Here is a 26,304-nt window from a genome sequence, read left to right on the forward strand (position 1 = left end):
AACCCTGTTCAACCCAGCGATTGCAACAACTGTGCCGCCACGGCCACGGCGATCACCTCGGGTTCTTTCCCGGTGATGCCGGGCACGCCGATCGGGCAGGTGATGCGCGCCAGTTCGCCGGCCATGAAGCCGCGCGCCTCGAGCCTGTGGCTGAAGGTGGCCCACTTGGTCTTGCTGCCGATCAGCCCGATGTAAGGCAGGTCGTTCCGCTCGCGCAGGCGCCTGAGGCAGGCAATGACGATGTCGAGGTCTTCGGCATGGCTGAAGCTCATGATGAGCACGCGGCTGCCGGGTGCGAGCGCGGCCACGGCGTCCTGCACGGGCTCGGAATGCTCGGTGTCGATCTGCGCGGGCAGCGCGTCGGGGAAGACGCCGTCGCGGCTGTCGATCCAGCGCACGGCGAACGGCAGCGCGGCCAGCAGGCGTGCCAGCGCAGCACCCACATGGCCGCCGCCGAACAGCGCCACCGGCTTCAACTGCGCGACCAGCTCGCGCTGCAATCTCGGTGCATCGGCCGCCGCGATGCGCTCGTACGACAGGAACATCACGCCGCCGCAGCATTGCCCCAGGCTGGGGCCGAGCGGGTAGCGCTGGATGCCGTCGAACGGTGCGCGCGTGCCGGCAAGCAGGTCGCGCGCCTCCTTCGTGGCCTGGAACTCGAGCTGCCCGCCGCCGATAGTGGCGGTGAGGCCGTCGGCCCACACCGCCATCCACGTGCCGGCCTCGCGCGGCGCCGAGCCCTGAGTCGATTCGACGCGCACCAGCACGCCGTCTTCATGACGAAGACGCGCCAGCAATTGGTCGACTGCGCCGCTCATGGACGAATCGGCTCCGCGCCTGGCGCCACGGTGCTGGCCTGCCTTGGGCCGGCCGGCACGGCGCCCGGTTGTCGATACCTTCGGTTGCCCGGCTCGCGATGACTCACGGTATAAACCCGGCGATGATGAATCGCCAGCTTACGCCCCGCCGCCTTGCCCTGACCGCCTCCGTTCTTTCCGCCCTGTGGCTCGCCGGCTGCGGCAGCACCGGCCCCGGCGCCGTACCCGGGCAGCTGAGCAGCGCGTCCGCGCCGAGCGGCGGCGCATCGGGCCGCGTGCCAAGGGCTTCCAGCGCTGCCACGCCGCGCGACTACCGCCGCGACGCAGCGCGCCACATCTACGAGATCAACCGCGCGCGCATCTACGGCGGACAACTGCCGCCGATCCTTTACGCAGTCGGCACGCTGCAGGTGAACCTCGACGCGGGCGGCAAGGTGGTCTCGATGCACTGGCTGCGCGCGCCCCAGCACGCCCCCGAAGTCATTGCCGAGATCGAGCGCGCCGTGTTGCAGGCGGCGCCCTTCCCGGCCGCCACCCGCCTGGGCGCGGTCACCTGGACCGACACCTGGCTGTGGGACAAGAGCGGGCGCTTCCAGCTCGATACGCTGACCGAAGGTCAGCAGCAGGGCGACTGACATATCAGGAGCCGCGATAGGTCGAGTAGCTCCACGGGCTCACGAGCAGGGGCACGTGGTAGTGCTGGTCGGTGTGCGCCACGCCGAAGTCCAGCGACACCCGGTTCAGGAAGTTCGGCTCCGGCAGCGTCACGCCGCGGGCCTTGAAATAACCGGCCACGTCGAACACCAGGCGGTAGGTGCCGGCCTTCAGCGAGTTGTTGTCGTAGAGCGGCCCGTCGCTGCGGCCGTCCGAATTCAGCGTGAAGCGCTTCACCAGCGTCGCGGCCTCGCCGTCGGTGGTGTACAGCGCCACCTCCATGCCCGCGGCAGGGCTGCCATGCATCGTGTCCAGTACGTGAGTGCTCAGGCCCATGGGGCGCTCCTTGAAAGTCCGAAAGCTCGGATCGGGGGTGCGGGATATTCCGGTGGACAAAAGTGTATACAGTTCACGCCTTTGGGTCTATCATGAAAAACATGGAGTCCTCCACCACCCGTTCGATCGTCGATGCCCTCACCAAGGCCATCGTCGAGCACCGGCTTCAACCCGGCACCAAGCTGGCCGAGCAGAAGCTGGCCGACCACTTCGGCGTGTCGCGCACGCTGGTGCGGCAGGCCCTGTTCCAGTTGTCGCAGAACAAGCTCATCCGCCTGGAACCGGCGCGCGGCGCCTTCGTTGCGGCACCCGCGGTCGACGAGGCCAAGCAGGTGTTCAAGGTGCGCCGCATGCTCGAGGCCGAGATGACGCGCGAGTTCGTGCGCACCGTCACGCCCGCGAAGATCAAGGCGCTGAAGGAGCACGTGGCGCTCGAGAAATCCGCCGTGTCGGGCGAGGACGTCTCCGGGCGCACCGAGCTGCTCGGCGACTTCCACGTGCGCATGGCCGAGCTCATGGGCAATGCGGTGCTGGCGCAGATACTGGGCGAGCTCATCTCTCGCTGCGCGCTCATCACGCTCATGTACCAGAGCACCAGCGCGGCCGAGCATTCCAACGACGAGCACGCCGACATCGTGAAGGCGCTGGCCGCGCGCGACGAGGAGCGCGCCGTGCGCCTCATGACCGAGCACCTCGAGCACGTCGAGGCCAACCTCACGTTCGACCGCAAGGTCCCGACCAACGACATCTCGCTCGCGCTGGCATGAGCCGCGACCACTGACAGGATCGTTCTTGATATGACCGTCTACGACTCCACCCGGATCTACCCCCGCGACCTCGTCGGCTACGGCCGCAACCCGCCGCATGCGCAATGGCCCGGCGGCGCGCGCGTGGCGGTGCAGTTCGTACTCAACTACGAGGAAGGCGGAGAGAACGCCACGCTGCACGGCGACGCGGGCTCCGAGCAGTTCCTCTCGGAGATGTTCAATCCGGCGAGCTTTCCCGACCGGCACATCAGCATGGAAGGCATCTACGAGTACGGCTCGCGCGCCGGCGTGTGGCGCATCCTGCGCGAGTTCGAGAAACGCGGCCTGCCGCTCACCGTGTTCGGCGTGGGCATGGCGCTCGAGCGCTACCCGGAGCTCACCGCGGCCTTCAAAGAACTGGGCCACGAGATCGCATGCCACGGCTGGCGCTGGATCCACTACCAGGGCATCGACGAAGCCACCGAGCGCGAGCACATGCGCCTGGGCATGGAAGCCATCGAGAAGCTCACCGGCGAGCGCGCGCTGGGCTGGTACACCGGCCGCGACAGCCCGCGCACGCGCCGCCTCGTGGCCGACTACGGCGGCTTCGAGTACGACAGCGACTACTACGGCGACGACCTGCCTTTCTGGATGAAGGTGCAGAAGACCGACGGCAGCGTGGTGCCGCAGCTCATCGTGCCCTACACGCTCGACGTCAACGACATGCGCTTCGCGCTGCCGCAGGGCTACTCGCACGCCGACCCGTTCTTCCAGTACATGAAGGACGCCTTCGACGCGCTCTACGCCGAAGGCGACCCGTCGGGCGACAACAGCCCGAAGATGATGAGCATCGGCATGCACTGCCGCCTGCTCGGACGCCCGGGACGCATCACCGCGCTGCAGCGCTTCCTCGACCACATCGCAGCGCATGACAAGGTGTGGGTCTGCCGACGTGTCGACATCGCGCGCCACTGGAAGCAAGCGCATCCCTATGCACCCATCTGACGCCGGAGCCGCAGCATGAGCCTCACCATCGCCCAACTCAATGCGGCCACGGCCGCCGAAGCCGTCGCCCTGCTCGACGGCATCTACGAGCACTCGCCATGGATCGCCGAACGCGCGCTGCCCGCGCGGCCGTTCCGGTCGCTGCCTCACCTGAAGCACGCGCTGGTGCAGGCGCTGGCCGCGTCCACCGCCGGTGAGCAGATCGGACTGATCCGCGCCCACCCCGAGCTCGCAGGCAAGGCCATGGTCAGCAAGACGCTGACCGCCGAATCGACCAACGAGCAGAGCAAGGCCGGCCTGACCGACTGCACGCCCGAGGAGTTCGCGAGGATCCAGCAGCTCAACGCCGACTACAACGCGAAGTTCGGCTTTCCGTTCATCCTGGCGGTGCGCGGGCCGCGCGGCACGGGCCTGGCCAAGCGCGAGATCATCGACACCTTCGCGCGCCGGCTGCACAACCATCCCGGCTTCGAGCTCGGCGAGGCGTTGCGCAACATCCACCGCATTGCCGAGATCCGCCTGGACGACAAGTTCGCCGCCGACGTCACGCTCGGCAACGATGTGTGGGACTGGCAGGAACAGCTGTCGGTGCACACCGACCCGGGCTATGCGGAGAAGGGCCAGCTCACCGTCACCTACCTGACCGACGCGCACCGCGCCTGCGCCGCGCAGATCAGCGCGCTGATGCGCGACGTGGGCTTCGACTCCGTGCACATCGACGCCGTGGGCAACGTGGTGGGCCGCTATGAAGGCTCGACACCCGATGCGAAGACGCTGCTGACCGGCTCGCACTACGACACCGTACGCAACGGCGGCAAGTACGACGGCCGCCTGGGCATCTTCGTGCCGATGGCCTGCGTGCGCGAGCTCAAGAGGCAGAACCGCCGCCTGCCCTTCGCCTTCGAGGTGGTGGGCTTCGCAGAGGAAGAAGGCCAGCGCTACAAGGCCACCTTCCTGGGCTCGGGCGCGCTGATCGGTCACTTCGATGCGCGCTGGCTCGATCAGAAGGACGCCGACGGCGTCACCATGCGCGAGGCCATGCAGCACGCCGGCCTCAGGCAGGAAGACATTCCCAAGATCCAGCGCGACCCGGTCCGCTACCTGGGCTTCGTCGAGGTGCACATCGAGCAGGGCCCGGTGCTGACGGAGCTCGACCTGCCGCTGGGCATCGTCACCTCCATCAACGGCAGCGTGCGCTATGTGGGAGAGGTCATCGGCATGGCCAGCCATGCGGGCACCACGCCCATGGACCGCCGGCGCGACGCGGCCGCCGCCGTGGCCGAACTCATCCTCTACACCGAGCAGCGCGCCGCGAAGGACGGCGACTCGGTAGGCACCGTGGGCATGCTCGAGGTGCCGAGCGGCTCCATCAACGTGGTGCCGGGACGCTGCAAGTTCAGCCTCGACCTGCGCGCGCCCAACAACGCGCAGCGCGATGCGCTGGCCACCGACGTTGTCGCCGCGCTGAAGGACATCTGCGAGCGCCGCGGCGTGCGCTACGAGCTCGAGGAAACCATGCGCGCAGCCGCCGCCCCCAGCGCACCTGCCTGGCAGCAGCGCTGGGAGAAGGCAGTCGATGCGCTGGGCATTCCGCTCTTCCGCATGCCCAGCGGCGCCGGCCACGACGCCATGAAGCTGCACGAAGTCATGCCGCAAGCCATGCTGTTCGTGCGCGGCATCAACTCGGGCATCAGCCACAACCCGCTCGAATCGAGCACGAACGACGATATCCAGCTCGCGGTACAGGCCTTCCAGTTGCTGCTGGACAACCTCGCCACCGAACAAGCCCACTGATTCACAGAAGAAAAATCATGACCGACTACGCAAAGCTCGACGCCTGGATCGACGCCCACTTCGACGAGGAAGTGAAATTCCTGCAGCAACTGGTGCAGGTGCCCACCGACACCCCGCCGGGCAACAACGCGCCGCACGCCGAGCGCACCGCCGAGTTGCTGAACGACTTCGGACTCGAGGCCGAGAAGCACGCCGTGCCCGCGCAGGACGTGAAGGACTACGGCCTCGAGTCGATCACCAACCTGATCGTGCGCCGCAAGTACGGCAACGGCGGCCGCACGGTGGCGCTGAACGCACATGGCGACGTGGTGCCTCCGGGCGAAGGCTGGACGCACGACCCCTACGGTGGAGAGATTGCCGACGGCAGCCTCTACGGCCGTGCCGCAGCCGTGAGCAAGAGCGACTTCGCCAGCTTCACCTTCGCGCTGCGCGCTCTCGAAGCGGTGGCCAAGCCCGCCAAGGGCAGCATCGAGCTGCACTTCACCTACGACGAGGAATTCGGCGGCATCCTGGGCCCGGGCTGGCTGCTCGAGAAGGGGCTGACCAAGCCAGACCTGATGATCGCGGCCGGCTTCAGTTACGAAGTGGTCACGGCCCACAACGGCTGCCTGCAGATGGAAGTGACGGTGCACGGCAAGATGGCCCACGCGGCCATTCCGGCCACCGGCATCGACGCGCTGCAGGGCGCGGTGAAGATCCTGAACGCGCTGTACGCGCAGAACACGCTCTACAAGCAGGTCACGTCGAAGGTCGAGGGCATCACGCACCCGTACCTGAACGTGGGCCGCATCGAGGGCGGCACCAACACCAACGTGGTTCCGGGCAAGGTGGTGTTCAAGCTCGACCGCCGCATGATCCCCGAGGAAAACCCGGTGGAAGTGGAAGCCACCATCCGCAAGGTGATCGCCGATGCCGCCGCCGAGAGCGAAGGCATCACGGTGGACATCAAGCGCATGCTGCTGGCCAATTCGATGAAGCCGCTGGCGGGCAACAGGCCCCTGGTGGACGCCATCCAGAAGCACGGCGGCGAACTGTTCGGCGAGCCCATCAAGGCCATGGGCACGCCGCTGTACACCGACGTGCGCCTGTACGGCGAGGCCGGCATCCCGGGCGTGATCTACGGCGCCGGCCCGCGCACCGTGCTCGAATCGCACGCCAAGCGCAGCGACGAGCGCGTGGTGCTCGAAGACCTGCGCCGCGCGACCAAGGTGATTGCGCGCACGCTCAGCGACCTGCTGGCCTGAGCTTCTTCTTCGATCGACCGATTTCTGGACGGACGGTTGGCGGTGCGGCTCAGGCCGCACCGGCGGCGGCCGGAGCGGTCGCATGCGCAGCCGCAGCCACCGCGCGCAACGAGGCCCATGCCGTCACGTCGACCAGCGGCGCCGGCCGCGCGAGGTGGTAGCCCTGCACCAGCTTGCAACCCAGCGCCCGCAGCGCATCGAGTTCTTCCTGCGTCTCGACGCCTTCCGCCACGACCTGCAGGTTGAGCGAGCGGCCGAGCTGCACGATGGAATCGACCAGCACCACGTTGCCCGGTGACGACGACAGCCCCAGGATGAAGCTGCGGTCGATCTTCACCTGCCGCACATACTCGCTGCGCAGCGACGCCAGCGACGAATAGCCCACCCCGAAGTCGTCCACCACGATGGCCACGCCCGCAGCCGACAGCGCGCTCAGGCGGCTGCGCGTGGCATGGGTGTCGAGCGCCACCTCTTCGGTGATTTCGATCTGCAACCGCCTCGGCGCGATGCCGCGCGACTTGAGCATGCCCAGCACGATGTCGTCGACCGCCAGCTGCGCCATCTCGCGCGGCGACACGTTGATCGCCACCGGCACTGCCGCGAGGCTCGAGCCCGTCGCCTCCATCTGGCGCATGCCGCGGCAGACCTCGTCGACCAGATGGCGCAGCAGCGGCTCGGCCAGGCCGGTGTTCGCGGCTGCGAAGATCACTTCCTCTGGCGAGATCTGCCCGTGGCGCGGGTGGTGCCAGCGCATGAGCGCCTCGAGGCTGTGCACCTCGTTGCCGTCGCAACCCATGATCGGCTGGTACCACACGCCGATGGCGCGCGCCTCGATCGCATGCAGCAGGTCGCGCTCGACGTCGCGGCGCGTGGCCAGGCGATGGTTGAGCGCCTTGTCGAACATCTGGAAGCGGTTGCGCCCGGTGCGCTTGGCTTCGTAGAGCGCCTCGTCGGCGAAGCTGATCATGTCGGCAATGTCGGCATCGCCCGCCACCGAGATGCCGATGCTCACGCCGAGGTGGCCGCCGTAGTGCGCCGTGGCGAAAGAAATGGAGCGGATCAGCGCCTGCGCGATGGCCGTGGGCGCCTGCCGGTCGGCCCGCAGCGTGTAGAGCACCGCGAATTCATCGCCGCCCCAGCGTCCGAGCGTGGCGTGCATGCCGGTGAGTTCGCGCTGCAGCCAGCCGGCCACGTCCTGCAGCACGCGGTCGCCGATCTTGTGGCCGAAGGCGTCGTTCACCGCCTTGAAGCCGTCCAGGTCGAGCAGCAGCAGGCCGTGCTGGCGGCCGTCTCGCGCGGCGATGTGAAGCGTGGCGGCCTCGGTGAAGCCCTCGCGGTTGAGCAGGCCGGTGAGCGAGTCGTGCGAGGCGCGGAAGGCCAGTTGCTGCGTCGCGTCGAGCGACAGTGCATGCACCTGGCGCAGTTGCGAGGCCAGTGCCGTGGCCTCGTTCTTGAGCCGGCTGCCTTCGCGGAAGGCCTTGTCGCTCTGCAGTGCACCGCGCGCCAGCGCCCCGAGATACAGCAGCACCATCGCGGCCAGGGCGACGTTGTCGAAGCCGCCTGCATAGAGCAGGCAACCGACCACCGACAGCAGCGCCGGCGTGATGAAGCTGATGGGCACGAAGGCGTAGGCAATGCCGTAGGTGACCGAGCCGGCACAGATCCCGCACACCACCGTCAGGTAGAACACCGCCTGCGGAGAGGAATAGCCGTTGCACAGCAGCGGGATCAGTGCCCAGACGAGCCCCGAGGCCGCGGCCATCGCGGCAGCCATCCGCAGGTGCCATTCGACCGGCCGGCCCGTGGGCGAGACCGCCACGCCCTCTTCGGTCACCACGCCGGGCGCCAGCGCGATGGGCCAGCGGCAGATGTAGCTGCGCAGGCCGTTCACGGCCAGCGACAGCAGGAGCCAGATCAGGCCCTCGAAGGCCTTGCCGGAGTTCAGGGCCACCAGCGTCGCGGTGAAGCTAAGCGCCACGTTGATCGGAATGGCGGTGAGCACGCTGCGGCGGACCACCACCAGCTGGTCGGTGCGCACCATGCGGGACAGCACTTCGCCATCGACGGAAGCGGTGAGCGAAGGGGTGGATGCGCGGGCGTTCATGGAAGGGTCACAGTTTATAGAGGGCGCGACGCTCCCAGCCCGGTTCGGGTGTTCCCGACGCAAATTTCGCGGCCCGCAACAACGAACTTTCGTTTCTCTTTCATGCTGGCGTCATCCGCGGAATCCAGACTCGGCCGCTTTGCTGCGACGCGCACCCCAGGCGCGTCATCTTTCCCCTGTCCGTCATGTCCCATCTGCAGATCTCCATTCCCTTCCGCCGCTCGCTCTTTTCCTCCCTCGCCGTCTGCACGCTGATGCTCGCCGGCTGCGGCGGTGGCGGCGGCTCCAGCGGCGCTGCCTTCCTTCCCGTGGCTCCCGCTCCGGCTCCCGCGCCCCCGGTGGCCGCGGCACCCGCCCCGGCGCCCGCGGCCGATCCGGTGGCCCCGGCCGGCCGCTGGACCGTCGGCGACCTGCACGTCCACACGATGCAGTCGGACGACACCCAGCAAGTGAACACCCTCGACAAGGTGCTGGCCAAGGCCTTCGACACCTTCGGCCTCGACTGGGCCGCCATCTCCGACCACCTTCGCCTGTCGAACTACGACAACGACGGCAACAAGCTGGCCGCGGCCATCCCGTTCTCGGAAGGCATGGCCAAGTACCAGGTGCCGCGCATCAAGGCGCTGCAGGCCGGCGGCAAGTACGCCGACAAGACCATCTTCGCCTCGTTCGAGTGGGACATGCCCTCGCACGACCACGGCAACGTCGGCATCCTGACCGACCAGCCGATGTCCGACGCCGTACTCAAGGCGGTGAGCCAGTTCGAATACCTCTTCACCGACCGTTCGGCCGCCCTGTTTCCGGCCGCCGACGTGACCGCCTGGGGCCCGAAGGCCGGCACCACCTACACCACCCATGCCGAGACGCTGGCGGCCATCGCGTGGCTCAAGAAGAACTATCCCGACAGCAGCTACCTGCAGATCAACCACCCCTCGCGCAACCCCGGCAAGTACACCGCCGCGCAGCTGCGCGAGATGAACGACCTCGCGCCGAACATCGTGTTCTCGCTCGAGGGCATGGTCGGCAACCAGATGGAACCCGACCGGGGCGGCTACACCAGCAGCTACATTGCCGCCAACCTGCCCTCGCGCACCTACGGCGGCGTCGACTACCTCGTCGCCAGGCTCGGCGGCACCTGGGACGCGCTGCTGTCGGAAGGCCGCCGCATCTGGAACGTGGCCGACTCCGACTTCCACTTCACCGTCTCGCAAGGGCAGTACAGCAGCGGCTACGCCCCGGGCGAGTACGCCAAGAACCACCTGTGGGGCGACGTGAAGGATCCGAAGTCGCTGCTCGCCGCCATGCGCTCGGGCAAGCTGTTCGCGGTCAACGGCGACCTGATCAACGCACTCGACTTCAAGGTGAAGAGCGCCAAGGGTGCGGGCGAAATGGGGTCGGAAGTGGCCGCCACATCCGGTGAAGACCTGACGATCACCATCCGGTTCAAGAGCCCCGAGCGCAACAATTTCGAGTACCAGCTCGGCAGCGGCAACTTCGCCAACGTGAAGCCGGTGGTCGATCACATCGACCTGATCGCGGGCGACGTTACCGGCCCAGAAACGCCGGGCACGCCGGGCTACTCGCGCGACACCAATCCGTCGACGCGCGTGCTCAAGCGCTTCACCCGCAACGACTGGAAGCTCGATGCGGACGGCTACTTCGCGGTCAGCTACACGGTGAAGGCAGGCAACAACCAGTATTTCCGCCTGCGCGGCACCAACCTGGGCACCGACGTGCCCAACGAGACCGCGGGCGGCGAGCCGCTGTTCGACGCGCAGACCACCGGCACCGACCACGTGGCGCGCTTCAACGCGATCAACGTGCGCAACTACAGCGACCTGTGGTTCTATTCGAACCCGGTGTTCGTGAAGGTGGCGGCCAGGTAAGCCACCCCGCGAGGGCGTGGCACCAAGCCGCCCCCTCGCATCACCGCCGCCCGATGCCGGCACGCCGGCGGGGCCTTTGCGCCGCAGTCAGAATGACCGGCCCGATGAACCCGCCCAGCCTTCTCGCCGCCCTGCTTCCGCTGATGGCCGACCTCGCGCAGGACCTGCCCGAGGCCGAGCGCCACCGGCGCCTGCTCGAAACCCTGCGCGTGCTGCTGCCCTGCGACGCCACCGCCATGCTTCGGCTCGACGGCGACTGGCTGGTGCCGCTGGCCGTCAACGGCCTGAGCGGCGACACGCTCGGCAGGCGCTTCCGCGTGGCCGAGCATCCACGCTTCGTCGAGCTGCTCGAAGCCCCGGGACCTGTGCGCTTCGCGGCCGACTGCGGCCTGCCCGATCCGTTCGACGGCCTGGTGGAAGGCGTGCAGGGTCACCTGCCGGTGCACGACTGCATGGGCTGCGCGCTGCAGGTCGACGGCCGGCCCTGGGGCGTGCTCACGCTCGACGCGCTCGAGATCGGCCGCTTCTCGCGCGTGGAACTCGACGTGCTGCAGGCCTTCGCAAGCCTGGCGGCCGCCACGGTGGCGCTGGCCACGCGCATGCACGGACTCGCCGAACGCGCGGAAGACGAGCGCCTGCGTGCCGACAGCTATGCCCAGGCCGCGGGCCACCGCCCGCGCCAGCTGATCGGCCACAGCGCAGCGCACAAGCGCCTGCTCCGTGAAATCGCGCTGGCCGGCCCGACCGACCTCTGCGTGCTGATCCAGGGCGAGACCGGCACCGGCAAGGAACTCGTTGCCCAGGCGCTGCACGCCGCGTCGCCGCGCGCGAAGAAGCCGCTGGTCAGCATCAACTGCGCGGCGCTGCCCGACAGCCTCGTCGAGAGCGAACTCTTCGGCCACGTGCGCGGCGCCTTCACCGGCGCGGTGGGCGACCGGCGCGGCAAGTTCGAGCTTGCCGACGGCGGCACGCTGTTCCTCGACGAAGTGGCCGAGCTGCCGCTGCAGGTGCAGGCCAAGCTGCTGCGGGTGCTGCAGGGGGGCCAGTTGCAGCGGCTGGGTTCCGACCGCGAGCACCGCGTCGACGTGCGCGTGATCGCCGCGAGCAACCGCAACCTGGCCGACGAAGTTCGCGCAGGCCGGCTGCGCGCGGACTTCTATCACCGGCTCAGCGTCTATCCGCTGCAGGTGCCGCCGCTGCGGGAACGCGGACGCGACGTGCTGCCGATCGGCGGCTTCTTCCTGGAGGAAGCGCGCTCGCGCATGGGCCTGGGCGCGGTGCGTCTCGACGCCGGCGCGCAGGCCGCATTGCTGGCCTACGACTGGCCGGGCAACGTGCGCGAACTCGAGCACCTGCTCGGCCGCAGCGTGGTGAAGGCACTGGGTCGGCATGCGCAGAGGCCGCGCATCCTGACCCTGGGCGCCGACGATCTCGGGCTCGGTGTCACCGGCATGGCCAGCGATGCCGCCCGCGAGGCGCGTCCGGACCTCGCGGCCGCCGTCCAGGCCAAGGGCCTGGGCCTGCGCGATGCCGTGGCCGACCTCGAGCGCCGCATGGTGCTGCACGCGCTTGCGCAGAACGACAACCAATGGGCCGCCGCCGCGCGCGCGCTGCAGGTCGACCCGGCCAACCTCGCGCGCATGGCGAAGCGGCTGGGCGTCGCGCGAGCCTGAGGCGCTCGCGCTTCCACCGCTTTCACTCCAGTGCCGAGGCCGGGCCGAAGAACTCGAAGCGCGACTGCGCGTCCGGCACGCCCCAGCTGCGCAGTCCGCGCCGCACCTGCTGCATGAAGGGCTTCGGCCCGAGGAAGTAGGCATCGACATCGCGCGTGTGCGCAGGCAGCCATTCGTTCAGTCGGTCGAGATCGAGCCGGCCGACCGCATGCGGCGCGGGCGCCGCCTCGTCGCTCACCTCGTCGTAGCAGTAGAAACGCTGCAGCTGCGGATGCCGCTCGGCGGCCGCCTCGATCTGCTCGCGGAAGGCGTGCACGTCGCCATTGCGCGCGCAGTGGATGAACACCACCTCGCGGTCGGTGGCCAGCGCGTGCTCGAGCATCGCCAGCGTCGGCGTGATGCCGACGCCGCCGCTGATGAGCACCACGGGCCGGTCGCTCTCGGCAAGCACGAACTCGCCCGAGGGCGGCAGCAGTTGCAGCGTGTTGCCAACCTGCACGCGGTCGTGCAGGAAGTTCGACGCCACGCCGCCGGGCTCGCGCTTCACGCTGATGCGGTAGGTCTTGCCATTGGGCGCGGCCGACAGCGAGTAGTTGCGGCGGATGTCCTTGCCGTCCACCTTCAGCAGCAGGCCGATGTACTGGCCGGGGGCAAAGTCCATCAGCGCGCCGCCGTCAGTGGGCGCGAAGTGGAACGAAGCGATCTCCGCGCTTTCCTGTACCTTGCGCACCACGGTGAACTCGCGCGCGCCGCGCCAGCCGCCAGGCGCCGCGGCCTGCGCGTCGTACAACTGCTTCTCGGCGCCGATCAGGATGTCGGCCAGCTGGCCGTAGGCTGCCGCCCAGGCATCGATCACTTCGTCGGTCGCGATCTCTGCGCCCAGCACGTCGCGGATGGCACGCAACAGGCAGCCACCGACGATCGGATAGTGCTCGGGCATCACCTGCAGCGCCACGTGCTTGTTGACGATCTGGGTGGCGAGCGGGCCCATTGCCTCGAGACGCTCGATGTTCTTCGCGTACATCAGCACGCCGTTGGCCAGTGCGCGCGGCTGGTCGCCCTTGGCCTGGTGTGTTTCGTTGAAGAAGGGGCGAACCTCGGGATGCTCGGCCAGTAGCATCTTGTAGAAATAGGTGGTCAGGGCTTCACCGCCCTGTTCGAGCAGGGGCACGGTGGACAGGACGATGGCGCGTTGTGCGGCGGTGATCATGGAACCTCGGTGGTCGTTGTTGGAAGTGCCATTTGCATTGCAACAGGCGTGCCGCGTCGGAATCCTTTTCAAATCAACGACTTGGCATTATGGAACGTCAAATTGACATTGCATAAATTCGAGTCTTTTTGACTTTTATTGTCGAATCGACATGCATGCGCCGCGCCGTGTGTCCAGCAGCCCCACGCCCGGATAAGCTCTCCCGCCCATGCCCCTTCGCACCATCCCACTCGCCTCCAGGGCGCCCGTCGAACCGGCGGACAGCGCCATCGCACAGGACCCCCGATTGCTGCGTCGCCTGCTGCGCGCCAAGGACCGCATGGACGCCGCTTCGCACGAGGCATGGCCCGTGGTGCGGCTGGCGAAGGTCAGCGGGGTGTCCGAGGCGCATTTCGCGCGCTCGTTCAAACAGGCCTTCGGCATTCCGCCGCACCGCTATCTGCTGACGCGCCGCATCGAGCAGGCCACCACGCTGCTGCGCGACACCGACCTGTCCATCACCGAGATCGCCTTTGCGACGGGCTGGGAGAGCCTCGGCACCTTCGGGCGCACTTTCCGCGACGTGACTGGCGAAAGCCCCGGCGCGCTGCGCCCGCGCCTGCGGGCCGAGGCGCGGCAGCTCGAGCAGGTGCCGCCGTGTTTTCTCAAGGCCGCGCAACGCCCCGATCTCGTCGAAGCAGTTTCGGAGAAGCGCCGCCGCGTGGCCAACGGTACAAATCGGCTTCTTTCAATCAAGGAGACGCAATGAGCCAGGGTATCGGTGTGGTGGGAATCTATGTGGACGACCAGGACGAGGCGCTGGCCTTCTATGTCGACAAGCTCGGCTTCCGCGTGAAGGCGGACGTGCGCAATGGCAGCTACCGCTGGCTGACCGTGCAGCATCCCGATCAGCCGTCTTTCGAGCTCGGCCTGTTCGTGCCGGGGCCGCCCGTGCACGACGAAGCAACGGCGCAGACGCTGCGCAGCATGGTGGCCAAGGGCGCGATGCCGCCGCTCGTGCTGAATGTGGCCGACTGCAACGCCGCTTACCTGAAGATGCGCGAGCGCGGCGTCGAATTCACGCAGGAGCCGGTGAGCCGGTTCGGCAGCGTCGACGCAAGCTTTCGCGATCCGGCGGGCAACGGCTGGAAGATGATCCAGGCGCCCGGGCAGGCATGAGCGGCATGACCGACATGCGTGGCGGCACCTGGGTCCGGTCGTTTCATCGCTGGGTTTCGATCGTCTTCACCTTGGCCGTCGTCGCCAACTTCGCCGCCATGGCGATAGGAACCGACGCGCCCCCGCAGTGGGTGACGTATGCGCCGCTTCTTCCTCTCGCGCTGCTCCTGTTCACGGGGCTCTGCCTGTTCGTGCAGCCGTACGTCCGCCGTTGGCGGGGCGATCGCGGCATTGCGCGTGTGCGGAAGGGCTGAGAGCGCTCGCCCTGGTAGCGCCGCCTGTCGCGCTCGGCGCCTGCGTGATGACGGCCCAGACCGACACGCCGCTGTTCCAAGGACAAACCGCGAAGTCGGTGGGACGTCTGGGCGAGTGTCGACATCGCCACAGGGCGGCAGGCTGCACGCCTTGCCGCGCTCGATGCGCTCCGCGGTTGGCCCGACCACGTGGCGCGCATCGGTCCATTCAGCTTTTGGCACATGGGTGCCCTCATCTCCACGGCAGATGCCCGGGCGTTGTCATCGACGTGTCGTTCATGTCGTGTAGCCCGGCGCACGTGCGAACCGGCATCGAAGCGATGTGGGGCCCGATGCACCTCCGGACGGGTCTTCGACCTACAAGCCCTGTCGTGCAACAAATGGAGACTGTCGCTCCACTATCGGACACCGTCTGGGAACTGCACGATGCAAGAGAACCGTGATCCCGCTTTCGCGGCATGGGTGGCCGCCGAATCGGCCGCCTACACCGCCATACACAGCCTCCACCAGTTCACCTGCGGCGGGCGGAAACAGGCATCTGCTGCGCAGATCGAAAAGATCGCAATGCTGCGCGTGGAAGCGGCTGCGCGCTTTGCCGAATTGCAGGGCAAGTTCGTTGCACCTACCAGCACCGTGGTCCACATCGGCACGAAGCGACCCGCGAAAGAACCTGTGCGCCCCATCATGGTTGCAGCGCGCGCGGTACAGCGGCTGTCATCGCAGGCGCCCGCCGCCTAGCTCCTCTAGCGTGCCGAGGTCCGGCGCCGGCGAGCCCGACCGATGGGACGCGCGATGTCTGCGCCTTCGTCAGCGCGCAACACGGTAAAGATGAAACACCTTCCGCGTTTCGAAGCCTAGACGTTGATAGAGACCGATGGCCGATGCGTTGTCGTCGCGGACGTGCAAAAAAGGTGTCTCGCCGCGCTCCCGCATCTCACGGCGCAGGGCGTTCATGAGGTGCGCGGCGAATCCCCTGCCACGGTACCCCTCCTCTACACAGACAGCGCTGATCTCGGTGAAGCCGTCGAGCCGCATCCGTTCGCCAGCCATCGCGACGAGGCGGCCGTTGTCGCGGATGCCGATGTAGTTCCCCATCTCGTGCGTGCGAGCACCGAAGGGACCGGGCTGCGTCGCACGGGCCAACTCGAGCATGTCCGACGCGTCGCTTGCGCCCAGGCGTATCACGTCATGCCCGGTTCCGCTTGATGGCGAGTGCTCGTCCACCATCTGGCGAATGAGAAAAAGGTGCTCCGCACGCAGCCCCTCCATCGGCGGCAACGGCTCGACGTTCAGGATCAATGCATACCCGCCCGGCACAACGAGTGTTGCGAGTTCCAGAAGTGCGTCGGGGGCCGTGTGCGCCACTCCGGCGAAAGGCGCGATGTCCGGAAAGTAGCGCGCCGCCGTGCTCGTGGCGTAGCCCAGAGCGGTCTGCCGGGTCGTCAGAGCCGCCCACACAGGGTTGTCGAGGCTGCTTCGATCCTGATGCGTGACCTGGTTCATTGGTTGCCTGCCTGCTCGATGATGAACGGTCAGTCTAGGCACAGCCGGGGGTGAGGCCAACGGTCGTAAACGACATCTTCAAGATGATTTGCGACACGGGGCCGACCTACTGCGGCGACCTGCTTGCCACCTTCACAGCTCATCTTCTCGATTGCCGAGCCTGTGCGACAAGCGCCTGCCAAGCCTCGGCGCGAGCAGGAGCTACCAAGGCCAGCGACGACGCGGCCCGCGCACGGTCGCGCGGCTGATCACTGAAAGTCCAAGGTGTGCTTGATCTTGAACAGTCCGTTGTTAGAGGTGACACCCAGTTTGCGGAACGCCGCGGCTTTCTGCGTGCTGATTGTCTTGATGCTGCGATTGAATTTTTCCGCGATCTCGGTGACCGTCATGCCGGCAAGATAGCAACGGATGACTTCCTGCTCTCGCGCCGTCAGTGAAGCGCTCTTGAGCGCACTGGCGTTGTTCGCGTCGTTGACCGCGTCGATGGCGGCCTCCGGGACGCGATAGGACATGTCCGAGTTCAGGTAGACAGCACCTGTAGCTACGGTTCGTATTGCCTTGATCAGCTCGGCCATGCCCTCGCCCTTGCCAACGAACCCGCGAGCGCCGACGCGGAGCGCCAGCGCAACGGTTGCAGGATCGTGGTGTGCCGACAGCACGAGGATGCGGCATTCAGGAAACTTTGCCCGCAGTGCGCGAATGAGCGAAACACCATCCAGTTCGTTGGCGCCCAGCGCGAAGTCCAGAAGCAGGAGCTCGGCAGGGGTTTCCGCCAGTCCGCGCACCGCCTCGCCGCTCGTCCCGAAAACCCCGACGACCAGGAAGTCAGGCTCGTCCTGAAGCCGACTGACGAGCCCGTGTCGCACGATCGCATGATCGTCCAATAAAGCAATGCGTAAGCGTTTCATAGGCACTGGACCACCCCGCGCAACGTTCGAAACATGGTTTCAGCGGGCAGTATAGGTCGATCTCCGAATCTGTTGCGCTTCATATCTCCAAAGCCGGTTGCCCCGAAAAATCGGCTCGCTGAAACGATCCGCGTGATTGAACTGTTTCCGCCGTATCGGACCCGGCGAGGGAATTGAGCGGGATCAGGAGATAGCCCCTTCGATAAATTGAACGCAGCACCAATCCGTTTTCCTCACGCAACTCGAGCTTCCGCCGGACATTGGCCGCGCAGACGTCTATGGCGCGCGATTTTGCCTGAGGCGGCTCACCCAATGAATTCAGGAAATCGTCGCGCGAAACCAATTCACCCATGTTTTTAAAAAGCATCAAAGCAAAAAGAAATTGTCGTTCCTGAAGGCGAACCTCTCGCCCTTTGTCAAACACGACAGCGCGCGAGCCATTGATGAATCGATAGCCGCCCCAGGTGAAGTCGCTTGACTCTGCGCAAAACCCGGCCGACGCGCTGCGCAAAAGCAGGGTCTGAACTCGCCACGACAACTCCCCTGGATTCAAATTCTGAAAGGCAATGACTTCCATCCAGGGGAAAGGAAGTTCGGGGGCGGTCAAGATTTCCCATTGCCCACGATGAGTCAGGAAAATTACAGGAATCTTCACTGCCGCGCATATTTTTGGCAGGAACTTCAAGTCGGCTTCGTCCTCGCTCGACACCAGAATCAACGAATATTTCTTGTTGCCTGCAAGTTGCACCACCACATCCACTGAATTGGCAAAGGTACATACTTCGTAACCTGCGCTGGTCAATTCCTCGGCCAATCGTTGATCGCGGTCCCGCTTCCCGATGAAGCAGATCGACGCGAATTGCGAGCGCGGCGTCATTTCGAAGCCTCCGGCTCAAGATCTACAGATTTTTCAGCACGGTAGATCAGTATGAATAAATTCGGCAAATCGAATGATTTATCTTGTGGAGAAATTGAGTTAATGGTGGTCATCGGCAGGTCCTTTAAGACAAATTTACCGATGCATACGTTCAAACAAAATAAGACCAGGACTAAATTGAACGAATCCGCCGCAGACGTGAATTTTTTCCTCACTTCCGCAATTTCGTAAGAAATTTGGGAGTGATCCTATTTCTTTATCCAAGCTGCACGAACATGCACTCTGTGTTGCAACATGGGCCGCACGTCAGGCGCTGCACAGACGAAAAAGCATCGCTCGACGCTCAAGCCCGCATTCGGAACCCAGCGCAACGCCTATAGCGGGGTATGGTTTGTGAGGAGCCGCAGATCGGGCTCGTGGCGCCCGAACCTTGAAAGCCCAGCGGAGCGCTGACGGATGGGTCGGCTGCGCGAAGAGCAGCCGAACCCACGTGAACACGTTCGAGCGTCGGCAACATGTGATGAACCGCCAGCGATGCCGAGGCGATTCAGCGATCACGGGGATGTTGCTCATCATGAGCAACCATCGACTGCAGTGCGCTGCAGAAACGGGCAAGGCGAAGGGGGCAAAGTCGCCCCTGCGAACCGCAGGCGGTCAACAGCAGGTAGGGCTGCCGGGACATCGCAGAGGCCCCGGCGTCATGCGATCAAAACTTGCCGGCTGACCGTTTGTCGCGCTGCAGGAACCCAGGCAGCAGTGCCGGGTCGCCGGGTATTCAGTTGCCCGACATGCGCACCGTCTTGTCGAGGAACTCGTTCGTGAACAGCGTTGCAGGGTCGTAAGCCTTGTCGATGCCGACGAGCGAAGAGACAAGGTCATAGTCGCTCTTCACGCGCTGGCCATCGAACGCGCCGAGCGCCACCTTGGTGGTGGTGTCGTCGCGCATCAGCTGCTTGATGCGGTTCCACTGGTCGCGCTGGTTGTCGGGCGTGAGGCCGCTCACACTCGCCTGCAGCGCTTGCAGGCAAGGTTCGAAGTCCTTCACGCAGGCCTCGTAGGCACGTTGCGTCACGGCCACGAACTTCTTCACCTGCGCCGGGTTCTTCGCGAGGTAGGGGCCGTTCACGATCAGCGAGTTGCCGTAGACGTTCACGCCCACGTCGCGCCATGGCTGGAAGCCGAGATCCGCGCCGAACTCGCGCGCCTTCAGGTCGTGCTCGTTGTAGAAGTCGCTGATGACGTCCACCGACTTGCTCTTCAGCGCGGCCACCTTGGCCTGCGGGCTCACGTTCACGAATGTGACGCTTGCCGGATCGAGTCCCACCTTCTTGGCGAAGGCCGGCCACATGAGGCGGGCCGCGTCGCCGGGCGGGTTGCCGATCTTGCGGCCCGCGAAATCCTTCGGGCCGGTAATGCCCGATGACTTCAGCCAGTAGAAGCCCTGCGGGCTGTTGGCGTAGATGACCATCACCGCCTTCACGTCGGCGCCCTTGCCTTTGGCCTGGATGGTGGTGGGCAAGTCGGCGATACCGAGGTCGCTGCCGCCCGTGCCCACGCGCTGTGCAGACACGGCCGAGCCCTTGCCCGCCTCGATGCTCAGGTCGATCCCTGCCTCGCCGTACCAGCCTTTCGACTTGGCGTAGTACAGCGGCGCATGGTCGGCGGTGGGCGTCCAGTTGAGCACCAGGCTCATGGCATCGGCCGCGAAGGCCGTCGGAGCGCTGGCGGCCGAGGCCATCAGCAAGGCAGCGGCACCGGCGGCCGACAACAGCTTTTTCATGCGGGTCATTCCAAAAGAAGGTACAAACAGAACCTGAAATTCATATTACCAACTGTTTGGTTGACACGCAATCGACGCGATCCCTTGGACTCGCGCCTTGCCTCGACAGGGACCATCCGCCATGCCCGCATCCACTTCTTCCGCCGCAGCCGCATCGACCACCAAGCGCGAGCGCGACCCCGCCGCCGCCAAGCAGGCGCTCATCGCCGCCGCTGTCGCGGAGTTCGCAACCAAGGGCTTCGCAGGTGCGCGCGTCGATGTGATCGCGGCCGAGGCCGGGGTGAACAAGCAGCTCGTCTATCACTACTTCGACAGCAAGCAGGGTCTGTACCTGGTGGCGCTCGAGTCGGTCTATGCAGAGATCCGCGAGAAGGAACAGCGGCTCACGCTCGGCGAGCTCGCGCCGCTCGAGGCCATGAAGCAGCTGGTGGCCTTCTCCTTCGACTACCTGGCCGAGCACCCCGAATTCATCGCGCTGCTGACCGACGAGAACCGCAACCACGGCACGCACCTGCGCGAGTCCGAGCGGCTGCGCAAGATGCACTCGCCCTTCATCGAGATGCTAGAGGCCACGCTGGAGCGCGGCGTGGCCGCGGGCGTATTCCGGCCCGACTTCGACGCGATCAACCTCTACATCTCGATCGCGGGCATCTCGTACTTCTTCTTCTCCAACAATCACACGCTGTCGGCCATCTTTGGCAAGCCGCTCGACGCGCGCGGCGCGCTGCTGCAGAGGCGCCGCCATGTCATCGAGTTCGCGCTGAACGCCCTGCGACCCTGACGCAAAAAATTTATCAACTGGTTGGTTGACTCGGGTGGCCGTGAATCCTAAGATTCATGGCATCGCTTCCTCACACCCGGGAACAGACATGACGGCACCCGAAGGCGCACTGGCGCCTCCTGCAATCGCAACGGCAGTCGCACGCAACGACAACGCGGGCCACGCCAGCGGCGAACGCCCTGAATGGCATCGCTGGGCCCTCGTGGCCGCGGTGCACCTTGCAGGTCTGCTGCTCTGGGAAGCAGTGGTGCGGGTCTTTGCGATCCAACCGTTCATCCTGCCCGCGCCGTCCAAGGTGCTCGCCACGCTGACCAACCCGAACTACAGCTGGCTGAAGAACACCGGCGTCACCGCGCTCGAGGTGTTCGGCGGCTACGCGCTGGGCCTGGTGCTGGGCATCCTTTGTGCGCTGCTGTTCATCACCAGCCGCCGGCTCATGCTGCTGGTCTTTCCGCTGCTGGTGACGCTCAACATGATTCCCAAGGTGGCGATGGGGCCGCTGGTGATCGTGTGGTTCAGCTACGGCATCGGGCCGAACATCCTCATCACGTTCAGCCTGTGCTTCTTCCCGATCCTGCTGACGACCATCCGCGGGCTCAACGAGACCGAGCCCGAACTGCTCGACCTGGTGCGCGCGCTCAAGGGCTCGCGCTGGCAGCTCTTTCGCTACATCCAGCTTCCGGGGTCGCTGCCCTATGTGTTCTCGGGCATGAAGGTCGCGACCATCCTCGCCGTGGCGGGCGCGGTGGTGGGCGAGTTCATTGCCTCGGAACGAGGCCTGGGCTATCTGATGATCCAGGTCCAGGCCTCCCTCGACACGCCCGCGGTCTTCATGGCCGTGCTGCTCATCACCGGCCTGGGCGTTCTGCTCTATCTGCTGGTGCTGCTGCTGGAGCGCCTCTTCATCACCCAGGACGCAAGAATCCAATGACAACCCCTGCTGTGCTCGACGACCTGCCCTTTCCCGACCGCTTCGAGACCGAAGCCGCGCTCGAAGACTATCTCGCCACGCCCTCGCGCGACCTCGTGCGCGACATGGCGCGCCTCGACGGCGACCTGATGATCCTCGGCGTCGGCGGCAAGATGGGCCCGACGCTCGCACGCCTGGCGAAGAACGCCATGCCCGGCCGCCGCGTGATCGCTGTCGCGCGCTTCAGCGAAGCCGGCGTGCGCGAGGCCCTGCAGGCGCACGGCATCGAGACCATCGCCTGCGACCTGCTCGACCGACAGGCCATCGCCGCGCTGCCGCAGTGCGCCAACGTGGTGTTCATGGCGGGACGCAAGTTCGGCGCCGACGCCAACAACCCGCTGACCTGGGCCATGAACGCGCACGTGCCCGCGCTCGTGGCGCAGCACTTCCAGGGCTCGCGCATCGTCGCCTTCTCGACTGCGTGCGTGTACCCCTTCGTTCCCGTGACCAGCCAGGGCGCCAGCGAGAGCGACGCCCCCAATCCGCCAGGCGAGTACGCCAATTCCTGCGTGGGGCGCGAGCGCATGTTCGAGTACTTCTCGCAGCAGCACGGCACGCCGGGCCGCCTGTTCCGCCTGAGCTACGCCATCGACCTGCGCTATGGCGTGCTGGCCGACGTGGCCCTGAAGGTGTGGCGCGGCGAGCCGGTGGACGTGACCATGGGCCACGTCAACGTGATCTGGCAGGGCGATGCCAATTCGCAGGCACTGCGCTGCCTCGCGGCCGCCACCGTGCCGACCTCGCCGCTGAACGTGAGCGGGCCGGAGACCACGTCGATCCGCTGGCTGGCCGAGGAGTTCGCGCGGCAGTTCGGCAAGCCGGTGACCATCGCCGGGCAGGAGGCGCCGACCGCCTGGCTGATGAACACCGGCGAGGCCGAGCGCCTCTTCGGCTATCCGCGCGTGCCGCTGGCGCAGCAGATCCGCTGGGTGGCCGACTGGATCTCGCGCGAGCAGCGCCAGTATGGCAAGCCGACCAAGTTCGAGTCGCGCGACGGGAAGTACTGACATCATGGCCGCGCCCGTCGTCGAGACGCTCGCATCGATCACGCCGCAGGTCGCGCCGATGCTCGATGCACTGGTGGCCGCCAGCGGCTGGAACCAGACCGCGCGCGACTGGCAGCTGTTCGCGCGGCTCGGCGCGCTGCACGTCGTGCGCGACGGCACGGGCACCGCGATCGCCAGCGGCGCGGTGCTGCCCATGCAGAGAGTGGCCTGGATCGGCATGATCCTTGTGATGCCCGAGGCGCGCGGCCGGGGCCTGGGCCGTGCGGTGTTCGCGCACTGCCTCGATCAGGTGAAACGCGCCGGGCAAGTCGCCATGCTCGACGCCACGCCCCAAGGCGAGCCGCTGTACGCGAGCTTCGGCTTCGTGCCGCTGTGGCGGCTCACGCGCTGGCAACGCGAGCCCGTTGCCGACGCCGTGCACGGACACGACCAGCACCGCGGCGGCCTCGAAGGCCTTGCCGCACTCGACGCGCAGGCCCTCGGCATCGCCCGACCCGCCGTGCTTGGCGACCTGTTCGAGCGCGAAGGCAGCCGCTGCGTGCGCAACGGCGCTGCGCTCGGGCTCGTGCGCGCCGGCCGCGTCGCCCACCACATCGGGCCGTTGCTGGCCGCCGACGAACGCGCTGCGGCCACGCTGCTTGCCCAGGCTGCGCACGGCACCGCAGGGCGCATCGTCGTCGATGTGCCCGACGGCCGCCTCGCGATGGCGCAAGCCTTGCGCGACGCGGGCTTCACACCCCGGCGCGGCTTTGTGCGCATGGCCCTGGACACGCGAGCGCAAGGCTACGCAAACGAAGCCGCTCCCACCGGACAACCCGCCTTCATCCACGCCATCGCCGGCCCCGAGTTCGGCTGAGGAACACACCGCCATGCCATTGAACCGATCCGACCTGCCCGCCGATGTTCTTGCGCTGCTGTCGCAAGGAACGGTGATTCCCGCCCATCCGCTCGCGCTCGACGCTTCGCGCCAGCTCGATCGCCGGCGGCAGCGCGCGCTCACGCGCTACTACGTCGACGCCGGTGCCGGCGGACTGGCCGTTGGCGTGCACACCACGCAGTTCGCGATCCGCGAACGCGGTCTGTACGCCACCGTGCTCGAAGCGGCCATGCAGGACCGCCTGGCCTGGAGCGACCGGCCGGTGGCGATGATCGCCGGCCTGTGCGGGCCGACCGCGCAGGCGCGTGCCGAGGCGCGCACCGCCGTCTCGCTGGGCTACCACGCGGGACTGCTGAGCCTCGCCGCGCTCGCGGGGTCGGGCGAGGACGAACTCATCGCGCATTGCGAGGCGGTGGCGCAGGAGATGCCGCTGATCGGCTTCTACCTGCAGACAGTGGTCGGCGGCCCGGTGCTGTCGAGCGACTTCTGGCGCCGCTTCGCCCTCATTCCCAACGCACTGGCCATCAAGGTCGCGCCCTTCAACCGCTACCGCACGATCGACGTGGTGCGCGGGCTGGTGGATGCTCGCGCGGAGGAACGCGTGTTCCTCTACACCGGCAACGACGACCACATCGTGCTCGACCTCGCCCTGCCCTTCGCCGCCGTGCGCGACGGCGCGCCGGTGCAGGTGCGTTTTCGAGGCGGCCTGCTGGGCCATTGGTCGGTGTGGACTTCGAGCGCCGTGGCGCAGTTGCGCCGCATCAAGGCCGAGCTCGCCGAAGGCGGCGGCACGCTGAGCCCCGCCCTGCTCGCGCTCGATGCTCGCGTGACGGACTGCAACGCCGCCTTCTTCGACGTGGCGAACAATTTCCACGGCTGCATCGCCGGCTGCCACGAGGTGCTGCGGCGCCAGGGCCTGCTCGAAGGCACATGGTGCCTCGACCCGCACGAAGGCCTGGGCGCGGGGCAGTCGGAGGAGATCGATCGCGTCTACCGGCAGCACGGCGACCTGGCGGACGACGCCTTCGTGCGCGGCAACCTCGCAAGGTGGCTGGCATGAGCGCCGTGCTCGCCCCGCAGATGGCGCCCCCGCTGATCCGCATGCGCCAGCTGCGCAAGGTCTACCGCAAGCGCAACCAGGAATTCCTCGCCGTGTCCGACGTCACGATGGACGTGAACGAGGGCGACATGATCTCGCTGGTCGGGCCCTCGGGTTGCGGCAAGTCGACCTTGCTGAAGATCCTCTCGGGCCTGCACGGCCATGACGGCGGCACGCTCGAGATCGGAGGCCCCGATGGCCGCGGCTTCAACCCGGGCCGCGACGTGGGCATGGTGTTCCAGCAGCCGCTGCTGCTGAAGTGGCGCACCATCCTCGAGAACGTGCTGCTGCCCGCCGACATCCTCGGGCTCGAGCGGCGCGCGGCCACGGCGCGCGCGCACGAGCTGCTCGAGATGGTGGGCCTCGCCGGCTTCGCCGACAAGCTGCCCTACGAGCTTTCCGGCGGCATGCAGCAGCGCGCGGCCATCGCGCGTGCGCTCATCCACGACCCGAAGCTGGTGCTGATGGACGAGCCCTTCGGCGCGCTCGACGCCCTCACGCGCGAGAAGATGAACCTGGAGATGCTGCGCATCTGGACGCAGAGCCGCAAGACCTTCATCGTGGTCACGCACAGCATCCAGGAGGCGGTGTTCCTCGGCTCCCATTGCGCCGTGCTCACGGCCGGACCGGCCCGCATGGCCGACTTCTTCCCGATCGAGCTGCCCGAACCGCGCAAGTTGCACGTCAAGACCAGTCCGGAATTCAGCAGCTACGTGCGCCGCATCTACGACCTGCTGGGCGTCGACTGAGAGTCAGCGCAGCAGTTTCCAGCCGCCGTCGACGACGAACTCGCCCCCGGTGATGTAGCCAGCCTCGTCGGACGCCAGGAACGCGATCAGGTTCGCAACGTCCTGCGGCGTGCCGGCGGCGCCGAGCGGAATGCGCGCGGCAGAAGCTTTCGCTTCGCTGCTGCCCGTATCGGCCGCGCGTTGCGCGCGCTGGGCAACGATGCTTTGCAGCATCGCGGTGTCGGTGCGGCCGGGATGCACGGAGTTGCAGCGGATGCGCTTGCCACCCTGGGTGCCGAACAGCGCCACGGACTTCGTCAACTGCGTGACGCCGCCTTTGCTCGCACCGTAGGCCACGCTCTGCGTGGTTGGGCAATAGGACCCCACCGACGAGACGTTGACGATCGCGCCGCGGCTCTGCCGGGACATCGCCGCCATCGCTTCTCGGCATCCCAGGAAGATCCCGTCGAGGTTGACCGCCATCACCCTTCGCCATTCGGCGAGGCTGGTGTGCTCCAGCGTGCCGGACACCACGTCGCCAACGATGCCCGCCGCGTTCACCAGCACGTCCAGCCGGCCATGCCGCTCGACGATGTGCGCCACCGCGGATGCCCAGTTCTCTTCCGAGGTGACGTCGAGCGGAAGAAAGGCCACGCCTGCCGGACGCTGCGCCGCGTCACGAAGATCGGCGGCGATGACCGTGGCCCCGCGCTCGGCGAACAGATGGGCAGCGGCAGCGCCGATGCCGCCAGATCCGCCGGTGACCAGCACCACCCAGGATTCGAATGTCGACAGTGCGACGACGAGTCCGAGTCTGGCGAATACTTTCATGGGGTGTCTTCTGGTCTTATGTGTGTATGCGTGGGACACCGGGCGGCCGCGGCCAGGTGAC

26 protein-coding genes are annotated in these 26,304 nt (G+C 66.8%); 17 read left to right on the forward strand and 9 right to left on the reverse strand.

Going from position 1 to position 26,304, the window contains the following annotated elements; genetic code table 11:
• Window positions 1–8: 8 nt before the first annotated feature.
• Window positions 9–818: a xanthine dehydrogenase accessory protein XdhC gene (gene xdhC / locus AACL56_RS27655; protein ID WP_339093184.1), complete on the reverse strand. Its 810-nt coding sequence runs from the start codon at window positions 816–818 to the stop codon at window positions 9–11.
• 125 nt (window positions 819–943) lie between these two features.
• Here xdhC and AACL56_RS27660 point away from each other — a divergent pair, with 125 nt between their 5' ends.
• Window positions 944–1,453, forward strand: a complete 510-nt coding sequence (locus AACL56_RS27660; protein WP_339093185.1) for a hypothetical protein — start codon at window positions 944–946, stop codon at window positions 1,451–1,453.
• A gap of 4 nt (window positions 1,454–1,457) precedes the next feature.
• Here AACL56_RS27660 and uraH read toward each other — a convergent pair whose 3' ends face one another.
• Window positions 1,458–1,808, reverse strand: coding sequence for a hydroxyisourate hydrolase (uraH, locus tag AACL56_RS27665; RefSeq protein ID WP_339093186.1), 351 nt, complete (start codon window positions 1,806–1,808; stop codon window positions 1,458–1,460).
• Between the two features lie 92 nt (window positions 1,809–1,900).
• On the opposite strand from uraH, the gene AACL56_RS27670 reads away from it, so the two are divergent.
• Genes AACL56_RS27670 through AACL56_RS27685 form a run of 4 tightly spaced genes read left to right on the forward strand, consistent with a single transcriptional unit; the run spans window position 1,901 to window position 6,597 of the window.
• Window positions 1,901–2,575, forward strand: coding sequence for a GntR family transcriptional regulator (locus tag AACL56_RS27670; protein ID WP_339093187.1), 675 nt, complete (start codon window positions 1,901–1,903; stop codon window positions 2,573–2,575).
• 30 nt (window positions 2,576–2,605) lie between these two features.
• A complete protein-coding gene (gene puuE / locus AACL56_RS27675; protein WP_339093188.1) occupies window positions 2,606–3,559 on the forward strand; it encodes an allantoinase PuuE in 954 nt (317 codons plus the stop codon).
• Between the two features lie 15 nt (window positions 3,560–3,574).
• On the forward strand, window positions 3,575–5,353 hold the full coding sequence (gene uraD / locus AACL56_RS27680) for a 2-oxo-4-hydroxy-4-carboxy-5-ureidoimidazoline decarboxylase (protein WP_339093189.1): 1,779 nt from the start codon (window positions 3,575–3,577) through the stop codon (window positions 5,351–5,353).
• 17 nt (window positions 5,354–5,370) lie between these two features.
• On the forward strand, window positions 5,371–6,597 hold the full coding sequence (locus AACL56_RS27685) for a M20 family metallopeptidase (protein WP_339093190.1): 1,227 nt from the start codon (window positions 5,371–5,373) through the stop codon (window positions 6,595–6,597).
• Window positions 6,598–6,646: 49 nt separating this feature from the next.
• Here the strand turns inward: AACL56_RS27685 and AACL56_RS27690 are convergent, their stop codons facing one another.
• Complete coding sequence (locus tag AACL56_RS27690; protein WP_339093191.1) at window positions 6,647–8,701, reverse strand: putative bifunctional diguanylate cyclase/phosphodiesterase; 2,055 nt, start codon at window positions 8,699–8,701, stop codon at window positions 6,647–6,649.
• A 185-nt stretch (window positions 8,702–8,886) separates the two neighbouring features.
• Between AACL56_RS27690 and AACL56_RS27695 the strand changes: the two genes are divergently transcribed.
• Both AACL56_RS27695 and norR read left to right on the forward strand, forming a co-directional pair.
• A complete protein-coding gene (locus AACL56_RS27695) occupies window positions 8,887–10,587 on the forward strand; it encodes an S-layer protein (RefSeq protein ID WP_339093192.1) in 1,701 nt (566 codons plus the stop codon).
• A gap of 104 nt (window positions 10,588–10,691) precedes the next feature.
• Window positions 10,692–12,260, forward strand: a complete 1,569-nt coding sequence (gene norR, locus AACL56_RS27700) for a nitric oxide reductase transcriptional regulator NorR (RefSeq protein WP_339093193.1) — start codon at window positions 10,692–10,694, stop codon at window positions 12,258–12,260.
• Between the two features lie 22 nt (window positions 12,261–12,282).
• Here the strand turns inward: norR and hmpA are convergent, their stop codons facing one another.
• The gene (gene hmpA / locus AACL56_RS27705; RefSeq protein WP_339093194.1) at window positions 12,283–13,470 is read right to left on the reverse strand and encodes an NO-inducible flavohemoprotein; all 1,188 of its coding nucleotides are present in this window, start codon (window positions 13,468–13,470) and stop codon (window positions 12,283–12,285) included.
• Between the two features lie 208 nt (window positions 13,471–13,678).
• On the opposite strand from hmpA, the gene AACL56_RS27710 reads away from it, so the two are divergent.
• From AACL56_RS27710 to AACL56_RS27725, 4 genes are all read left to right on the forward strand, one after another.
• The gene (locus tag AACL56_RS27710) at window positions 13,679–14,218 is read left to right on the forward strand and encodes a helix-turn-helix transcriptional regulator (protein ID WP_339093195.1); all 540 of its coding nucleotides are present in this window, start codon (window positions 13,679–13,681) and stop codon (window positions 14,216–14,218) included.
• On the forward strand, window positions 14,215–14,628 hold the full coding sequence (locus AACL56_RS27715; protein ID WP_339093196.1) for a VOC family protein: 414 nt from the start codon (window positions 14,215–14,217) through the stop codon (window positions 14,626–14,628). The genes AACL56_RS27710 and AACL56_RS27715 overlap by 4 nt, the downstream gene beginning before the upstream one ends.
• On the forward strand, window positions 14,625–14,882 hold the full coding sequence (locus tag AACL56_RS27720) for a hypothetical protein (RefSeq protein WP_339093197.1): 258 nt from the start codon (window positions 14,625–14,627) through the stop codon (window positions 14,880–14,882). Before AACL56_RS27715 ends, AACL56_RS27720 begins: the two co-directional genes overlap by 4 nt.
• Before the next feature lie 426 nt (window positions 14,883–15,308).
• On the forward strand, window positions 15,309–15,620 hold the full coding sequence (locus AACL56_RS27725; protein WP_339093198.1) for a hypothetical protein: 312 nt from the start codon (window positions 15,309–15,311) through the stop codon (window positions 15,618–15,620).
• A 69-nt stretch (window positions 15,621–15,689) separates the two neighbouring features.
• Here AACL56_RS27725 and AACL56_RS27730 read toward each other — a convergent pair whose 3' ends face one another.
• The 4 genes from AACL56_RS27730 to AACL56_RS27745 form a co-directional block, all read right to left on the reverse strand.
• On the reverse strand, window positions 15,690–16,385 hold the full coding sequence (locus tag AACL56_RS27730; protein ID WP_339093199.1) for a GNAT family N-acetyltransferase: 696 nt from the start codon (window positions 16,383–16,385) through the stop codon (window positions 15,690–15,692).
• Window positions 16,386–16,633: 248 nt separating this feature from the next.
• Window positions 16,634–17,293 (reverse strand): response regulator transcription factor, encoded by a 660-nt coding sequence (locus AACL56_RS27735; RefSeq protein ID WP_339093200.1) that lies wholly within the window; start codon window positions 17,291–17,293, stop codon window positions 16,634–16,636.
• A gap of 79 nt (window positions 17,294–17,372) precedes the next feature.
• Entirely contained in the window at window positions 17,373–18,170 is a 798-nt protein-coding gene (locus tag AACL56_RS27740; RefSeq protein WP_339093201.1) for a response regulator transcription factor, read from the reverse strand.
• A 775-nt stretch (window positions 18,171–18,945) separates the two neighbouring features.
• Window positions 18,946–19,950: an ABC transporter substrate-binding protein gene (locus AACL56_RS27745; RefSeq protein WP_339093202.1), complete on the reverse strand. Its 1,005-nt coding sequence runs from the start codon at window positions 19,948–19,950 to the stop codon at window positions 18,946–18,948.
• Between the two features lie 121 nt (window positions 19,951–20,071).
• Here AACL56_RS27745 and AACL56_RS27750 point away from each other — a divergent pair, with 121 nt between their 5' ends.
• From AACL56_RS27750 to AACL56_RS27775, 6 genes are all read left to right on the forward strand, one after another.
• Complete coding sequence (locus tag AACL56_RS27750) at window positions 20,072–20,731, forward strand: TetR family transcriptional regulator (RefSeq protein ID WP_339093203.1); 660 nt, start codon at window positions 20,072–20,074, stop codon at window positions 20,729–20,731.
• Between the two features lie 88 nt (window positions 20,732–20,819).
• Complete coding sequence (locus AACL56_RS27755) at window positions 20,820–21,662, forward strand: ABC transporter permease (protein ID WP_339093204.1); 843 nt, start codon at window positions 20,820–20,822, stop codon at window positions 21,660–21,662.
• Window positions 21,659–22,708 (forward strand): NAD-dependent epimerase/dehydratase family protein, encoded by a 1,050-nt coding sequence (locus AACL56_RS27760; protein ID WP_339093205.1) that lies wholly within the window; start codon window positions 21,659–21,661, stop codon window positions 22,706–22,708. Before AACL56_RS27755 ends, AACL56_RS27760 begins: the two co-directional genes overlap by 4 nt.
• A 4-nt stretch (window positions 22,709–22,712) precedes the next feature.
• Window positions 22,713–23,564, forward strand: a complete 852-nt coding sequence (locus AACL56_RS27765; RefSeq protein WP_339093206.1) for a GNAT family N-acetyltransferase — start codon at window positions 22,713–22,715, stop codon at window positions 23,562–23,564.
• 13 nt (window positions 23,565–23,577) lie between these two features.
• A complete protein-coding gene (locus tag AACL56_RS27770) occupies window positions 23,578–24,645 on the forward strand; it encodes a dihydrodipicolinate synthase family protein (protein ID WP_339093207.1) in 1,068 nt (355 codons plus the stop codon).
• Window positions 24,642–25,433: an ABC transporter ATP-binding protein gene (locus AACL56_RS27775; protein ID WP_339093209.1), complete on the forward strand. Its 792-nt coding sequence runs from the start codon at window positions 24,642–24,644 to the stop codon at window positions 25,431–25,433. The genes AACL56_RS27770 and AACL56_RS27775 overlap by 4 nt, the downstream gene beginning before the upstream one ends.
• A gap of 3 nt (window positions 25,434–25,436) precedes the next feature.
• Here the strand turns inward: AACL56_RS27775 and AACL56_RS27780 are convergent, their stop codons facing one another.
• Window positions 25,437–26,243: an SDR family NAD(P)-dependent oxidoreductase gene (locus tag AACL56_RS27780; protein ID WP_339093210.1), complete on the reverse strand. Its 807-nt coding sequence runs from the start codon at window positions 26,241–26,243 to the stop codon at window positions 25,437–25,439.
• Between the last annotated feature and the right edge of the window lie 61 nt (window positions 26,244–26,304).

This window comes from Variovorax paradoxus, from assembly GCF_902712855.1.
GTDB classification, from domain to species: domain Bacteria; phylum Pseudomonadota; class Gammaproteobacteria; order Burkholderiales; family Burkholderiaceae_C; genus Variovorax; species Variovorax paradoxus_Q.

Coding starts and splice junctions, on each gene's coding strand:
- AACL56_RS27775 (WP_339093209.1), top strand. CDS start 24,642: ATGAGCGCCGTGCTCGCCCCGCAGATGGCGCCCCCGCTGATCCGCATG.
- AACL56_RS27715 (WP_339093196.1), top strand. CDS start 14,215: ATGAGCCAGGGTATCGGTGTGGTGGGAATCTATGTGGACGACCAGGAC.
- AACL56_RS27765 (WP_339093206.1), top strand. CDS start 22,713: ATGGCCGCGCCCGTCGTCGAGACGCTCGCATCGATCACGCCGCAGGTC.
- AACL56_RS27745 (WP_339093202.1), bottom strand. CDS start 19,950: ATGAAAAAGCTGTTGTCGGCCGCCGGTGCCGCTGCCTTGCTGATGGCC.
- AACL56_RS27690 (WP_339093191.1), bottom strand. CDS start 8,701: ATGAACGCCCGCGCATCCACCCCTTCGCTCACCGCTTCCGTCGATGGC.
- uraH (WP_339093186.1), bottom strand. CDS start 1,808: ATGGGCCTGAGCACTCACGTACTGGACACGATGCATGGCAGCCCTGCC.
- norR (WP_339093193.1), top strand. CDS start 10,692: ATGAACCCGCCCAGCCTTCTCGCCGCCCTGCTTCCGCTGATGGCCGAC.
- AACL56_RS27725 (WP_339093198.1), top strand. CDS start 15,309: ATGCAAGAGAACCGTGATCCCGCTTTCGCGGCATGGGTGGCCGCCGAA.
- puuE (WP_339093188.1), top strand. CDS start 2,606: ATGACCGTCTACGACTCCACCCGGATCTACCCCCGCGACCTCGTCGGC.
- AACL56_RS27780 (WP_339093210.1), bottom strand. CDS start 26,243: ATGAAAGTATTCGCCAGACTCGGACTCGTCGTCGCACTGTCGACATTC.
- AACL56_RS27750 (WP_339093203.1), top strand. CDS start 20,072: ATGCCCGCATCCACTTCTTCCGCCGCAGCCGCATCGACCACCAAGCGC.
- AACL56_RS27670 (WP_339093187.1), top strand. CDS start 1,901: ATGAAAAACATGGAGTCCTCCACCACCCGTTCGATCGTCGATGCCCTC.
- AACL56_RS27760 (WP_339093205.1), top strand. CDS start 21,659: ATGACAACCCCTGCTGTGCTCGACGACCTGCCCTTTCCCGACCGCTTC.
- AACL56_RS27660 (WP_339093185.1), top strand. CDS start 944: ATGAATCGCCAGCTTACGCCCCGCCGCCTTGCCCTGACCGCCTCCGTT.
- AACL56_RS27710 (WP_339093195.1), top strand. CDS start 13,679: ATGCCCCTTCGCACCATCCCACTCGCCTCCAGGGCGCCCGTCGAACCG.
- AACL56_RS27735 (WP_339093200.1), bottom strand. CDS start 17,293: ATGAAACGCTTACGCATTGCTTTATTGGACGATCATGCGATCGTGCGA.
- AACL56_RS27685 (WP_339093190.1), top strand. CDS start 5,371: ATGACCGACTACGCAAAGCTCGACGCCTGGATCGACGCCCACTTCGAC.
- uraD (WP_339093189.1), top strand. CDS start 3,575: ATGAGCCTCACCATCGCCCAACTCAATGCGGCCACGGCCGCCGAAGCC.
- AACL56_RS27755 (WP_339093204.1), top strand. CDS start 20,820: ATGACGGCACCCGAAGGCGCACTGGCGCCTCCTGCAATCGCAACGGCA.
- AACL56_RS27740 (WP_339093201.1), bottom strand. CDS start 18,170: ATGACGCCGCGCTCGCAATTCGCGTCGATCTGCTTCATCGGGAAGCGG.
- xdhC (WP_339093184.1), bottom strand. CDS start 818: ATGAGCGGCGCAGTCGACCAATTGCTGGCGCGTCTTCGTCATGAAGAC.
- AACL56_RS27770 (WP_339093207.1), top strand. CDS start 23,578: ATGCCATTGAACCGATCCGACCTGCCCGCCGATGTTCTTGCGCTGCTG.
- AACL56_RS27730 (WP_339093199.1), bottom strand. CDS start 16,385: ATGAACCAGGTCACGCATCAGGATCGAAGCAGCCTCGACAACCCTGTG.
- hmpA (WP_339093194.1), bottom strand. CDS start 13,470: ATGATCACCGCCGCACAACGCGCCATCGTCCTGTCCACCGTGCCCCTG.
- AACL56_RS27695 (WP_339093192.1), top strand. CDS start 8,887: ATGTCCCATCTGCAGATCTCCATTCCCTTCCGCCGCTCGCTCTTTTCC.
- AACL56_RS27720 (WP_339093197.1), top strand. CDS start 14,625: ATGAGCGGCATGACCGACATGCGTGGCGGCACCTGGGTCCGGTCGTTT.